A 12,494-nucleotide genomic window follows, 5' to 3' on the forward strand; every position below is an offset into this window, starting at 1 on the left:
GCCGTAAATTCAATAGCTGTGCTAACATTTGTGTGTACATTTCATAAGGAGTTTACCATGGATACCCGTATTCAGTTTAGAGTAGATGAAGAAACTAAACGGCTAGCTCAGATAATGGCCGAAAGCCAAGGACGCACTTTAAGTGACGCTTGTAGAGAGCTTACGGAAGAACTCGCTGAACAGCAACGAAAAATAATTACTCATGATCAGTGGCTTACTGAAGAGGTTAATGCTGCGTTCAGTAAATTAGAGAGTGGGCAAAGCAAGTTTGTCAGTCATGAAGAAGCGAACTTGGACATGGAAGCTCGAAAAATGAAAATTAGGAATAAAGCCAAAAAATGATCTTATGGGAAAAAAGTTCGTTGGACGATCGTGAGGCTATTTTCGAGTTTTTATACGAATTTAACCCATTAGCAGCAGAAAAAACTGATGCAATAATTGAGAAGAAAGTTGAAAACTTGAACCAGCAACCTCGTATGGGAGTGGAGAGAGAGGGTATACCGGGAAGACTGTTAATAATTCCAGAGGTTTCAATGATTGTTTCATATTTCATAAAAGACGACATTATTCACATTCTTCGAGTTTTACACCAAAAGCAAAAATTTCCTGTAGGCAACTAACTTCCAAATATGGGGCGCAGACACGTGTGCAATAATGGCGAAGCCGCGCACGTGTTTGCGTCCCAGCGAGCGTTAGCGAGTGCCATAATTTGTTTGTTATGCACGTGCATGACACAGACCTCCATAGCTTAATGCAATAAACGAAGATGTTGTTGCAATAATTGCGACCAAAAGAACTGGCCTCCATTTGGCTCCAACCGAGTTTAGCCCCTTGGAGCTCAACAGAATGTGAAAAGGACCAAGAATTTCGATATACCAATCAAATTTTTCTTGTTTTCTTTCGTTTGAGAAAACTGCGAAAGCACTGAAAATTGTTAGCAATATCCCTAGGACTGCGATTAAAAAGGCAGCTTGTTCAAAGAAAGTATGACAATTGCTAAATTTAATCGACATTAAAAACATAAATTCCTTTTAAGAAGACTCTGTAGTGCATAACTTTTAAATAAGGGGCGCAGGCATGTGGGGCATAATGGCGAAGCCGCCCCGCGTGTTTGCGTCCCAGCCTGCGCAGCAGGCGAGCTTGATTTTTTTTGTTATGTTTTGTTTTTAAAAACAACATACCGAAATATCAAAGCCTGAACCGAAGCAATTACGCCAAGTATCCAAGGGCCGTTAGTAGTGGCACTTACCAGTGTAAATGTTACTGGCAAAACCATGTAAAACAAATAGTTTGTTTTTTTGTACTTACAAGCCAGCCAGTGAACTGGAAACCCGATAATTAACCAGCCTGCTATAGATACCAGTAGGAAAACTCCAATATAGAGCGAAAAAGTTGCTATTAATCCGGGGATTTCGGAACTTTGTAAGTTATCTGCGCCGATAAGAAAGATCGCTGGCAATAGTAAACTAGATGTCAGCAAGCTCCTTACTATTGCCTTATCCCAATCACCTAAGTACACATGTTTCCCTGAAAAACATAACACCCACATAACGGGGCAGTAACGCGTGGGCTAAAATCCGAGCGAAGCGACAGAGCCCACGTGTTACTGTCCCAGCGAAGCGACTTAATGTGTTTGTTATAATTTTCTATTATAGACTTCCTCTGCGCCCTTTGGAGCGGGCAATAGAAGTTTCCCCTCTCTGATACAGAATGTATTTTGTTGTATATCCAGAGGTATTCTTGTGTCTTCAAATTGAAGGACAAAGCAGCCTTCATCATCCGGTGGAGTTATTAGCGAGAAATGAGTTCTTATGGGGTTTCCTCTACTTGGATAAACAGAATATAGGCCGTCAGATATTACTATTTCCTGATTTTTTAATATCTTTGAGAATTTATGAACTTCTTCTTCACTCATTTCTGAATTTTCAAAGCTTTCAATTGTTTCTGCCTTACTGAAAATCCAGTGTCCAATAAATTCATACTCTGTACTCTTGATAGTCTTCCCAATCGTATAGCTGCTATATAAAATTAGGCTAACCGAGATAACTGTAAGAAACGTCCTTTTCATTAAAATCACCCCTAAATTATAACGCTAAGCTTTGGGGCGCTAGCACGTGGGCTAAAATCCGAGCGAAGCGAGCCAGCCCACGTGTTAGCGTCCCAGCGACCGGAGGGAGTGCCAACAGCGTTTTGTTAGGCGTACAAAGATAAGTACGCAGCTTTGCTGCCATCACTAGCCGATACGACCACTTATTTAAATTATTGAATTTAAGATAAAACAACCTTGTGCGAAATGCCAGATGTTAACGACATTGCTGGATAAAAGAGCTAGTTTAGACAACTTGTAGCGTTGAATGTTGGCGTTTCGATGTTGATGAAAAGCACGTTGCTAAAGTCATTTGAACAACTGACAAAGCTAATCGCAAAGACAACCTAGCGAAACAACCTTGGTGCTGAAATGTCACGGTTGAACCTACTTTTAAATGCTGTAAGTAAATGACGCCTAACTTTTCAATAACGGGCTCAGACATGTGGGGCATAATGGCGAAGCCGCCCCGCGTGTATGCGTCCCAGCGAACGGGTTTATTGACTTGTTAGCTGCCACTACCAACCTTTTTCCATTCAGGGTTAATATTTTGCGAAGTAGCATCGACGAACTGTGTAAGCTTGGCTCCTAAAAATAAATATTCGATAGAATGTGGTTTAAAGTCCAAGTTCCCTTTGAATCCTAATCCACTCTCTTCTATTTTTGAGTAATTATCATAAGGAACACTTCTTAGGTTTTTTAACTCGTAAAATCCATCCTTCCATTCAAACCTAAATCCTTCGAATGCCTCCAATTCTGATGTTCCTAGAATGAGCTTTTTACCATCCTTCGAAGATACGATGGTAATTTGAGGTTCTTTTTTTGTTTTATTTGCGTCGATACCGAATAGAATATATTGGTCTCTATTTTCGTTCCAAACCCGATACATAGCCCCTGATTCATTTGACGATTCAAAATCTAGTCTTTGGACCTTTAAGAACATAGTGAAATAACAATCATCATCGCAATACACCAAAAATGAATTTAGTTCGGCTTTGCCGGCTTGTGTTTCATGTTCGCTTGGATAGAGAGTTTGGGCCCCTACTGTGTGTGCAATTAGGAAAAAAATTAAGATAAACTTTTTCATAGAAACATCCTTGCTGCAAACCTGCTTATGGAAATATGCTCTATTGCAATATGTAAGACAAGCGGTTACTGGAATTGGTAGAAACATAGCAATAGCAAAAAGCCAATCTATATATGCCGCAAAAACAGTTGCAGTAAATGACGCTATACAGCCTAAAGATAGATAAACAATTAATCGATTAGGCGGAGTATCTGTTTTATGCGGATAAAGTGTCAGGTTGTTAAGTGCGAGCATCCCCCAAAAGCCTAAAAGACCAGCTAATACTATTAGGAAGGGGATCAGCGTTGCCATTTTACTCTCGAATAGCTGGTAGAGCCAAACGGGACTAAATATAACCCCAAGGGTTAGTAAAATCGCAGATGGTCCAAAAGATACAATTAAAACAACGAAATAAAGTATGCTTTTCATTCTTGCAGATAACACCTAAATATGGGGCACAAATAGGCAGGCTATAATGGCGAAGCCGCCTGCCTGTTTGTGTCCCAGCCCGCCTGCGGGCGACATTATTTTTTTGTTAGGAGACATAGCTTGATACCTCCTTGTTTTTATAGCCGACTTTGGTTGCTACGAACATAACCATAATTGAAATTAAAGCGTCAAAGGCTAAATCAGTAGAAATATAACCACCGCCAGCAAACAACATAAGTACGAAAGTTGATATTAAAAAACTGCAAACATACATCACAAACGCATGCAAATATGGCTTTTTATTTACACCTGTAGCAAACCACCAGAAAACCACAAAGGTTAAAGCGCCACCTACAATATACGACGTAGCCAAGAATGAAAAAGCAGTAGTAGCGATCCCAAAACGACTAAACACTAAAACCAAAATCGCCACACTCAATGCGGGCAAAAGAATTGATAAAGGGGTAAACATAAAAATCCTTTTATACTGCAACATTCCCTTGTCTCCTAACTTTTAAATAAGGGGCGCAGACGCGTGGGCTATAATGCGAAGCAGCCCACGTGTATGCGTCCCAGCGAACGAAGTGAGTGCCTTAATTTTTTTGTTATGTGGCATTGCTAAAAACTACCTTGATATACATTTGCGCTGAATATACACCACTTTTCGTCTATAAAATGACAGACATACAATGTGTGGGGCATAATGGCGAAGCCGCCCCGCGTATAGGCGTCCCAGCGACCGGAGGGAGCGAACTTGAGCGTTTTGTTATACATTTATCTGCTAGCCCTAATTGGTGGTGGTTGTACATACTCAGAGTCTTTGTAAAACCCTTTGCAAGTTAGACAGGACCATCCATTACGTCCAGATCCCTGTAGCCTTATCATTTTTTCATTATTATCGTAACAGCTTGGACAAAATGGGCCTTCCACTTCATCGCCACTTTGAATCATATAATAAGGTTTCACCCATTTGAGTGATGCCCTTTGATTCAGTTTATCCTTGAGCTGATTCATTTCTGTTTGAAGTTCCGCGAGCTCAATTTTTGCATCTGCAAGGCTACTTATTAAATCTGCTATTTGCAGCTTTACTTCAGCCTGCTCCAGCGAAGTACCACTTTCTTTAATTAGCTTTGCAATGTCTGTAGCTGTTTTTATGCTCGCTAAAGCGGCACCAATTGACGCGATATCTGGCACGAATACTCTCCGAATGTATAACTTTTAAATAAGGGGCGCAGGCACGTAGGGCATAATGGCGAAGCCGCCCTGCGTGTTTGCGTCCCAGCCCGCGCAGCGGGCGAGCTTGATTTTTTTGTTATACACAAGGCTACTCCTTGATAAGTTTAAGCACTTCACTGTTTTCGGAGTCGAAGACAGATAGCGATGTGCCATTTAACTTGATTGTAACGAATACATATTTCTCTTTGTAGCCATTGTACATTTCCCCAAACCACTCAGTTTCTGTTGATTGAACAATATTTTTGATGATTGTGAGGCCAGAGTTTTGTTTATGAATTTGGTGCTCTTTGACACTTGCTACACCAGTTTTTAAATTGAATTCGATTAGAGCTGGTTTTGTTGCATGTTTCCAAACGCCTTCTATTGTTGATGAAGCAAATGCACTTATCGTTACTAAACAAGTGCCTATGAAAGCAGAAAATAGAAGAGACGTTTTGGTTTTATTCACTTTAATCTTCCTGATTTTGCGCATTGTGTATAACACCCGCATAAGCGGCACGAAAACGTAGCGGCGTTTAGGTTAAAATTGCGAAGCACAAAACTAAACGCCGCGTAGTTTTTGTGTCCGAGCGAGCCTGCGAGCGACTTGATGCGCTTGTTATGTGCGATTGAAAAACATCCTATCATTGCTTTTCACTGTTATCTGGAACAGGGCCAAGTATGATATCCCATATGCTTTTACGCCAAAACGAGTCTGAGCCAATGGTAGTAAATGCGACAGCCCTCACTAGAGAAAACAACGAATAGCCAACAAAAAAGAGAGATAAAACATATATAACAAAAATATGTATATCCGAACCGCGACGGCTAGAGATAAGTTCTATTCCGCTACCTACATTTTCTAAAACTAGTAACGAGACGGTAGTAGTAATCACTAGGTAAAATAGGCTTCGTTTTATCTCTTTATTCAAATTGGTCTAAACCTTGTCATTTAAGCACATAACTTTAAGCTAAGGGGCGCAAATGCGTGGGGCATAATGGCGAAGCCGCCCCGCGTATAGGCGTCCCAGCGACCGGAGGGAGTGAGCTTGAGCGTTTTGTTAGAAGTGCCATGCTACCAACCCTCCAAATGTGTACCAACTTCTCTGCCTTTTTCGAGGTCATCCTTTGCAAGGTAGCCAAATCTGTTATGTTCATTTCGCATACTTAGCCTATGAAATGTAATGCAAAAAAGTAAATATACAAACCAGAAAAAGAACAATAATCCACTAAACAATAATGACTTCTCTACTAAGTCTAAGCCATCCCTAAAAAATACAATCGGAATTCCAATTAGGGCAACAAGCCAAGAAATATGTAAAAAAGAGACTTTTGCAGCGGTCTTTAAAATAGTGGAGTTGTAATAAGACATTTGCAGATCCTTCTGGCACTTCTAACATTAAGCTAAGCGGCGCAGTTGCGTGGGGCATAATGGCGAAGCCGCCCCGCGTAAATGCGTCCGAGCGACCGAAGGGAGCGGTCTTAAGCGCCTTGTTATAAGCAAAGCCAGTTCCTTTGGTCTGTTTAAAAACTGTTAAAGCCAGCATACGATTGATTGTTAACACAAACAAGCAAAACGACTGAGCAGTGATGGTTTTGATTTGACTGGAGCAAGCTGCCATTTGAACTGTCGAACGCATTGGCGCTTGTTGACGTCAAATAACAACTTGGCGACAAAGCGCCTAATGCGCAACCTTTGAATTGAACGCGGCGGATTTAAACCTGCCACAAGCTAGAGCGATGTTAATGAAAACAGGTGAGGGTAGTTTTACTGGGGTTTTTATAAAGCCAAACGCAGTTTAGGCTGACGCCTTATAACACCCACATAAAGGGCGATAACACATGGGCTAAAATAGGAACGAAGTGACGCAGCCCATGTGTTAGCGTCCCAGCGAGCTTGCGAGCGATTTAATGCGTTTGTTATAAGCCGCCCCGCTCCCAAGCTAATATTGATTTCGCAACTGGTTTAAAACCCGCCCGACGATAAAACTGCGAAGCTGAGTCTGTACTTAGACTGAACTTGTTTACTGCAGACAACTCTGGCGCATCAAGTAATGCCGTTAACAATGAACTACCAATTCCCGTATTACGCAGACCATCTGAGGTAAAGAAGTCCATGATGTATGCATGAGTACAATAGTCTGTTACTACCCTTGCAAATGCAACCTGACGTCCCTTTGAATAGGCTGCAATACAAAACGAGTTTTGGATAGTGTTAACCACTGTTTCTAAGGAACGGCCTTTCGCCCAATACGACTCTTGAGACAAGAAACGATGAATTAACTCAACATTGAGCTTCGTTTTATCAGACGAGATTTCAATTTCCATAACTCAACTCTGGTAAGGCTTATAACTTTTCAATAACGGGCGCAGGCACGTAGGGCATAATGGCGAAGCCGCCCTGCGTGTATGCGTCCCAGCGAACGAAGTGAGCGCGTTAATTGACTTGTTATATTTCATTTGTGTCAACGAAGAGCTTAGCGCTCGAAGAGCTGAGTTTAACCATTATTACCGCTAGAGGTGCAATATAGAAAAGTAAGCCAAATATACTAGCGGGAATAGATATGAATTCTGATGTGGCAGAGGTATATACTAGAAATACAATAGTTAAAGCAGTGAGAAGCTTTAAAGCTAACAGTGCGCGTGCTGATTTTTTAAGGAAAAATATGCTGGCTACGACTAAGCAAATAGACAATGCAACCTGCACCAAAGCACCTGTAGGGTTGCCGGCACCATTATGAGTAGCAGCTAGTACATAGCCGAGTCCAGTCAACGCAGCAAAGCTACCAAACGTAATATAAATCCAAGCGATTACCTTAAAACTGAGAAAAATAGCTCATCTCCAACTTTGAAATATAACATTAAGCTAAGCGGCGCAGTTGCGTGGGGCATAATGGCGAAGCCGCCCCGCGTAAATGCGTCTGAGCGACCGAAGGGAGCGGTCTTTAGCGCTTTGTTAGAAGCAGAGCCAGTTCCTTTGGTCTTTTTAAAAACTGTTGAAGCCAGCATACGATTGATTGTTAACACAAACAAGCGAAACGACTGTGCAGTAATGTTTTTGATTTGGCAGAAGCAAGCCGCCATTTGAACTGCCAAACGCATTGGCGCTTACTGACTCAAAATAAGAACTTGGTGATAAAGCGCCTAATGCGCAACCTTTGAAGTTAATGCGGCGACATTAAAACTACCAAAAGCCAAAGCGATGCAGGTAAAAACAGGTGAGGGTAGTTGCACTGGGATTTTTATAAAGCCAAACGAAGTTTAGGCTGACGCCTTATAACTTTCCAATAACGGGCGCAGACATGTGGGGCATAATGGCGCAGCCGCCCCGCGTGTATGCGTCCCAGCGAACGCAGTGAGTGTGTTGATTGGGTTGTTAGTACCCGTAAACCCAATACTACCTAGCAACATTATTTAATTTTATTCCTATTTTTGATTATTTCACGGTAACTGAAATAGGTAAAAAACGGCGATAACAAATAAAATGCTAAGAACACGTCTAAAGCAAAAAGCGGGTAAATTAATTCTGCTTGCCCAATAGACCCGCAAAAGTCCCATGAAAAGATAGAGATACACTCATACACTGAAGTTGACCAGACATATGCAGTAAAACCGAATAAAACGCTAATTATTAGAAGACTTCTCAGCATTTTTAGGTATAGCTTTTTGGATGGTTTTACTTTCAAGCTTCCTGCTCCGAGGGTACTAACTTTCCAATAACGGGCGCAGACATGTGGGGCATAATGGCGAAGCCGCCCCACGTGAATGCGTCCCAGCGAACGTAGTGAGTATGTTTATTGGCTTGTTAGGTGCGTGTAGATACATCCTAGTTTTGCTTACTTGTGATTAAATAAAACGCTTTTATTGTTTGTTTCACTGAATAGTAAATCGCATACAAAGTTCCAAAACTGGCGACAATAAATTTTACGCCTTCTGGCATGTTATTTAAGAAGCTCAATTTTAGACTAACAAATTCAAAACGGTCGTCATTCATCCATGCAGTAAAAGATTTGCTGAAAATCCACATAACAACACCAGTGAATATCCAATATAAAAGAGCGATAAAAGACTCTTTAAAAACACCACTGATTTTTCTATTCAAAGAAGCACCTAACGCTAAGCTAACGGGCAGTGACGTAGCGGCATAATCGCGAAGCGCCGCTGCGTTACTGTCCCAGTGAACGGAGTGAACGTGTTAAGCGCTTTGTTAGAGGGAGCCGTGACCGAATATTCCGGGGTGCGCATCGTCGCCATGAAGCTCTTTAGTTTCTGTGTCGAGAAAATAAACCGCCTTTTTAGCAGAGTTGATAGCTCTCTCGTAATCTTTATTCCTTTTTTCTTGATAGTTTATTAGGTCATTCGATGTCATAAGTGGTTTCGATTTTGAATGAACGAGTTGGTTTCTATAATTGATAAGAATCTTAAAATGTTCATATGCTTGACCAGACGATTTTAACTCTTCACCTGTTACTAGTTTCAATACTACTTGCAATTTGGAAAGTGGGGATAGCTTATCTAGATTATCCTTCATATATTTATCGCCTAAATAAATACTTCCAAAATTGAAAATAGCACCTTCGATAAACATCGCAGCAAATGCTATAGCGATATATGCTGAGTGTTGAGATTTGCGGATTAGCTCATAGTATTCTTCTGATTGCCATTCGTCTGATGTTTTAATTGATTCTGCTTTCGAGTAAGCCTTCTCATGAATGTCCATTTGTTCCTTTGAAATATCCCAAAGAAAACTGGGTATGTTCATGCGATTATATTTAGCATATTTCTCTAACTCATCCATTTGATCTTGGGTTAACTCCATTACTTTACAGCTCCCTCTAACTTTTCAATAACGGGCGCAGGCACGTAGGGCATAATGGCGAAGCCGCCCTGCGTGTATGCGTCCCAGCGAACGTAGTGAGCGAGTTTATTGAGTTGTTATATTTGTGCTTAATCATTGCTAGAAACTGTATACCTTTTGGCTGTGTTTTCACACTGGTAGTCAATAAAAGTAACTAACTCGTGATTACTTATGCTTGCGATAAAGCTAGTGGATTTGGGTTCGCTAGGGTTAGCACTGCTAATAAAGGCTGCTATTTCGTTATTATTGACGATGATAAAATGACCAGTAGCAAGGGGCTTGCATGAATTAAGGAGATTGCTTGGGCCTTTAAGTTCGATAGTTAAACCTGACTTGTCCCTAGTTTTGATGACCTCGAAACCCAATTTATTAGCTAAGTCGGAAGTGAGTGCCGTAGCTTCAATAACTCTTGTTGCATGAATTTGAAAAGAAATAACGATTACTAGTAAAAGCAATGATCTCATGGTCTTCCTTGAAAAATATAACGCCTTGCTAAGAGGCGCATAAATGCTTGGCTAAAATTGGCGACGAAGGAGCGCAAGCCAAGCGTTTTGCGTCCTTTTGAGCAACTTGTTAGCCATTTACTGCGCTAGGCTCTTCGCCATAAATACTAAAGATAACATCTTTAGCTATTGGATCTATTGTATACGCAGAACCTCTTTGAGGTTGCGAAAACAAAATTGTATCTGAATATTTTTTAAACACATAGTAACTATCATAATATGTTGTTCGACCATGATAGCTACTAGTAGTGTTGAGCTTGTCGTTTTTTAAAAATTCAGTAAAACATTTTACTTCCTCGGGTTGAAGCCCTGTAAAAAAGCGTTGTGCTGCACTGTATTTTAAATCATCAAATTCATTCCAAACAGTTTCAACTAACAATTTACTAGCTAAGTTAGTTAATGAAGCTGACTCTGATTTTTCACCTACAGCGGGAGTGTAAATAATATTCATATGTTTTAAAGTAAATAGAGGTGCACCTTTGGTAACACTGATATGGTTTTGCCTTTTTAACTCTTGAATAATATAAAGCTGAAATACATCTAGTTTCCTAAAATTAGATAACATCTGTTCTTGGTTTTTTTCAGCATCTAATTTTTCTTGCTCTAGTTTTAACGCGGTTTCAATTTCCTTATTTTTTGCAGATTTTTTGTTATTAAAATAATCTAATGCAAAACCAATAACTGCATAGACTAGCCTAATGCTAGTAACGAAAACTAAACCTTGAAGTACGGTTACAGAAACAGAAATTAATGTAATTAACTCCTGTTTGGCTAGAACAAGTATCAGGTTAGATACCAAAAATATAGCCAAGTTAAGTCGAGTGTCTTTTAACTTAGTAAGTAAATCGAGTACTTCTTTTGAGCCTTGCATGAATGCAGAATCCTTTGAATGGCTAACGCCCCAATAACGGGCGCAAACGCGTAGGGCATAATAGCGAAGCGGCCCTGCGTGTTTGTGTCCCAGCGAGCGGAGCGAGTGAGTTTATTGGTTTGTTATATGCCATTTACCCTCGTTGTTTGCTTTGCTATTTTGAAACAGCTTATAGCAAATACAATAAGTAAAGAAGCATATGGTTGATGCTTATAAATACCGATTACACCACCAATAAATAGAATGAGGCCGAACAATCTTAAGCCATTCGGAGACAACCTAGTTTGCCTTACCCGATTTAATAACAACGCAACACCCATGACGATGCATGGTATACCGCAAAGAAGGCCGATCAGTCCCACTACAGGGTTATTGGTGATGATCCACAAAATTGAACACAGGCAACCAAGTACACATAAAACAACTGATACTATCACCCGTACTAAAGGGTGAACTTCCTTCGTAAGATCTTTTTCAAAGTGCTGATTCATCATGGCATATAACTTTTAAATAAGGGGCGCAGGCATGTGGGGCATAATGGCGAAGCCGCCCCGCGTGTATGCGTCCCAGCGAACGAAGTGAGCGACTTGATTTATTTGTTAGGTACGTGCACACACATCCTTGTTTTTTAGAAGTTTCTGAGCCTTTTCTTGGAAAGCAATAAACCTTTTTTCGTCGGAGACGCCAAGGCTTCTATGAGGTGTTTCTGTAATAGTATTTGCTGCTAAAATCGCACCATTTAGCATATTACAGCTTAACCGAGAAACGGCCTCTAGGTCATTTTGATTAAGATTTTCAGTAATGTACGAAAATGATTCTAGGTCTTGAGTTACTTTGATTTTTGAATCTCTAACGGTATCTTCCAAGTGAAGTATAAACATAACCGCGATGCCTGCTGCAAAAGACAAGAATGAAACAACAAAAGTTTTCATAGTATTCCTTTTGAGTACCTAACTTTTAAATAAGGGGCGCAGACATGTGGGCTAAAATCCGAACGAAGTGAGCAGCCCACATGTTTGCGTCCCAGCCCGCGCAGCGGGCGAACTTAATTTTTTTGTTATGTGCTACAACCCTGTTCATAAATATCCTGATATATAACTGTTTGGGCAATACAATTTTTGGTGTTTAAGAAATGTTTAAAGCATGATTTTGACAACGAGTTTTGATTTTTTACCGCTTCCGGTTTTTCCCATTTTGTGCATAGACTAGGGTTATGAATTTTGGAAAACTCTTTATAAGCAACACCCAAAATACTGTGTTTCTGATGAGCGTATCCATTTTCGAGATTTAAGACGTAGGTTACTTTTTCGGTTGCAGCAGAAGCAACTAAGACCAGCAATCCACTGATAATCCATAGCGTTTTCTTCATGCTCCCTCCAGTGTTAGACGGCACATAACTTTTAAATAAGGGGCGCAGACATGTGGGCTATAATGCGAAGCAGCCCACGTGTATGCGTCCCAGTGAC

18 protein-coding genes are annotated in these 12,494 nt (G+C 40.6%); 2 read left to right on the top strand and 16 right to left on the bottom strand.

What is annotated here, in order from left to right; translation table 11 throughout:
• Positions 1-57 precede the first annotated feature (57 nt).
• Together ACYX4N_RS10525 and ACYX4N_RS10530 are read left to right on the top strand one after the other, a co-directional pair.
• Complete coding sequence (locus ACYX4N_RS10525) at positions 58-342, top strand: type II toxin-antitoxin system TacA family antitoxin (RefSeq protein ID WP_013783738.1); 285 nt, start codon at positions 58-60, stop codon at positions 340-342.
• A complete protein-coding gene (locus ACYX4N_RS10530) occupies positions 339-620 on the top strand; it encodes a type II toxin-antitoxin system RelE/ParE family toxin (RefSeq protein ID WP_474806477.1) in 282 nt (93 codons plus the stop codon). Before ACYX4N_RS10525 ends, ACYX4N_RS10530 begins: the two co-directional genes overlap by 4 nt.
• 96 nt (positions 621-716) lie before the next feature.
• Here the strand turns inward: ACYX4N_RS10530 and ACYX4N_RS10535 are convergent, their stop codons facing one another.
• The 16 genes from ACYX4N_RS10535 to ACYX4N_RS10610 form a co-directional block, all read right to left on the bottom strand.
• Positions 717-1,013, bottom strand: coding sequence for a hypothetical protein (locus ACYX4N_RS10535; protein WP_474806479.1), 297 nt, complete (start codon positions 1,011-1,013; stop codon positions 717-719).
• 140 nt (positions 1,014-1,153) lie between these two features.
• The gene (locus ACYX4N_RS10540; RefSeq protein ID WP_474806481.1) at positions 1,154-1,519 is read right to left on the bottom strand and encodes a hypothetical protein; all 366 of its coding nucleotides are present in this window, start codon (positions 1,517-1,519) and stop codon (positions 1,154-1,156) included.
• Between the two features lie 117 nt (positions 1,520-1,636).
• The gene (locus ACYX4N_RS10545) at positions 1,637-2,068 is read right to left on the bottom strand and encodes a hypothetical protein (RefSeq protein WP_474806482.1); all 432 of its coding nucleotides are present in this window, start codon (positions 2,066-2,068) and stop codon (positions 1,637-1,639) included.
• A 526-nt stretch (positions 2,069-2,594) separates the two neighbouring features.
• A complete protein-coding gene (locus tag ACYX4N_RS10550; protein WP_474806486.1) occupies positions 2,595-3,581 on the bottom strand; it encodes a hypothetical protein in 987 nt (328 codons plus the stop codon).
• 106 nt (positions 3,582-3,687) lie between these two features.
• Entirely contained in the window at positions 3,688-4,077 is a 390-nt protein-coding gene (locus ACYX4N_RS10555; protein ID WP_476053994.1) for a hypothetical protein, read from the bottom strand.
• A gap of 278 nt (positions 4,078-4,355) precedes the next feature.
• Complete coding sequence (locus ACYX4N_RS10560; RefSeq protein WP_474806491.1) at positions 4,356-4,775, bottom strand: hypothetical protein; 420 nt, start codon at positions 4,773-4,775, stop codon at positions 4,356-4,358.
• A 130-nt stretch (positions 4,776-4,905) separates the two neighbouring features.
• A complete protein-coding gene (locus ACYX4N_RS10565) occupies positions 4,906-5,265 on the bottom strand; it encodes a DUF2147 domain-containing protein (protein WP_474820716.1) in 360 nt (119 codons plus the stop codon).
• A 175-nt stretch (positions 5,266-5,440) separates the two neighbouring features.
• Positions 5,441-5,728 (bottom strand): hypothetical protein, encoded by a 288-nt coding sequence (locus tag ACYX4N_RS10570; protein WP_476053995.1) that lies wholly within the window; start codon positions 5,726-5,728, stop codon positions 5,441-5,443.
• A gap of 336 nt (positions 5,729-6,064) precedes the next feature.
• On the bottom strand, positions 6,065-6,436 hold the full coding sequence (locus ACYX4N_RS10575) for a hypothetical protein (RefSeq protein ID WP_474806493.1): 372 nt from the start codon (positions 6,434-6,436) through the stop codon (positions 6,065-6,067).
• A 280-nt stretch (positions 6,437-6,716) separates the two neighbouring features.
• Complete coding sequence (locus ACYX4N_RS10580) at positions 6,717-7,124, bottom strand: GNAT family N-acetyltransferase (protein WP_474806495.1); 408 nt, start codon at positions 7,122-7,124, stop codon at positions 6,717-6,719.
• Positions 7,125-8,622: 1,498 nt separating this feature from the next.
• Positions 8,623-8,898, bottom strand: coding sequence for a hypothetical protein (locus tag ACYX4N_RS10585; protein ID WP_476053996.1), 276 nt, complete (start codon positions 8,896-8,898; stop codon positions 8,623-8,625).
• A 105-nt stretch (positions 8,899-9,003) separates the two neighbouring features.
• Positions 9,004-9,615, bottom strand: coding sequence for a hypothetical protein (locus ACYX4N_RS10590; protein WP_476053997.1), 612 nt, complete (start codon positions 9,613-9,615; stop codon positions 9,004-9,006).
• A gap of 128 nt (positions 9,616-9,743) precedes the next feature.
• Entirely contained in the window at positions 9,744-10,118 is a 375-nt protein-coding gene (locus ACYX4N_RS10595) for a hypothetical protein (protein ID WP_476053998.1), read from the bottom strand.
• Between the two features lie 109 nt (positions 10,119-10,227).
• Complete coding sequence (locus ACYX4N_RS10600) at positions 10,228-11,028, bottom strand: hypothetical protein (protein WP_476053999.1); 801 nt, start codon at positions 11,026-11,028, stop codon at positions 10,228-10,230.
• Positions 11,029-11,627: 599 nt separating this feature from the next.
• A complete protein-coding gene (locus ACYX4N_RS10605; protein WP_476054001.1) occupies positions 11,628-11,960 on the bottom strand; it encodes a hypothetical protein in 333 nt (110 codons plus the stop codon).
• A gap of 125 nt (positions 11,961-12,085) precedes the next feature.
• Positions 12,086-12,397 (bottom strand): hypothetical protein, encoded by a 312-nt coding sequence (locus tag ACYX4N_RS10610; RefSeq protein ID WP_476054002.1) that lies wholly within the window; start codon positions 12,395-12,397, stop codon positions 12,086-12,088.
• Between the last annotated feature and the right edge of the window lie 97 nt (positions 12,398-12,494).

The organism is Alteromonas sp. ABH4_452, assembly GCF_056311825.1.

What these genes read in the sequence shown, in the direction of transcription:
- ACYX4N_RS10535 (WP_474806479.1), bottom strand. Translation starts at nt 1,013, where the DNA reads ATGTCGATTAAATTTAGCAATTGTCATACTTTCTTTGAACAAGCTGCC.
- ACYX4N_RS10550 (WP_474806486.1), bottom strand. Translation starts at nt 3,581, where the DNA reads ATGAAAAGCATACTTTATTTCGTTGTTTTAATTGTATCTTTTGGACCA.
- ACYX4N_RS10605 (WP_476054001.1), bottom strand. Translation starts at nt 11,960, where the DNA reads ATGAAAACTTTTGTTGTTTCATTCTTGTCTTTTGCAGCAGGCATCGCG.
- ACYX4N_RS10595 (WP_476053998.1), bottom strand. Translation starts at nt 10,118, where the DNA reads ATGAGATCATTGCTTTTACTAGTAATCGTTATTTCTTTTCAAATTCAT.
- ACYX4N_RS10555 (WP_476053994.1), bottom strand. Translation starts at nt 4,077, where the DNA reads ATGTTGCAGTATAAAAGGATTTTTATGTTTACCCCTTTATCAATTCTT.
- ACYX4N_RS10600 (WP_476053999.1), bottom strand. Translation starts at nt 11,028, where the DNA reads ATGCAAGGCTCAAAAGAAGTACTCGATTTACTTACTAAGTTAAAAGAC.
- ACYX4N_RS10530 (WP_474806477.1), top strand. Translation starts at nt 339, where the DNA reads ATGATCTTATGGGAAAAAAGTTCGTTGGACGATCGTGAGGCTATTTTC.
- ACYX4N_RS10575 (WP_474806493.1), bottom strand. Translation starts at nt 6,436, where the DNA reads ATGCGTTCGACAGTTCAAATGGCAGCTTGCTCCAGTCAAATCAAAACC.
- ACYX4N_RS10580 (WP_474806495.1), bottom strand. Translation starts at nt 7,124, where the DNA reads ATGGAAATTGAAATCTCGTCTGATAAAACGAAGCTCAATGTTGAGTTA.
- ACYX4N_RS10545 (WP_474806482.1), bottom strand. Translation starts at nt 2,068, where the DNA reads ATGAAAAGGACGTTTCTTACAGTTATCTCGGTTAGCCTAATTTTATAT.
- ACYX4N_RS10610 (WP_476054002.1), bottom strand. Translation starts at nt 12,397, where the DNA reads ATGAAGAAAACGCTATGGATTATCAGTGGATTGCTGGTCTTAGTTGCT.
- ACYX4N_RS10590 (WP_476053997.1), bottom strand. Translation starts at nt 9,615, where the DNA reads ATGGAGTTAACCCAAGATCAAATGGATGAGTTAGAGAAATATGCTAAA.
- ACYX4N_RS10525 (WP_013783738.1), top strand. Translation starts at nt 58, where the DNA reads ATGGATACCCGTATTCAGTTTAGAGTAGATGAAGAAACTAAACGGCTA.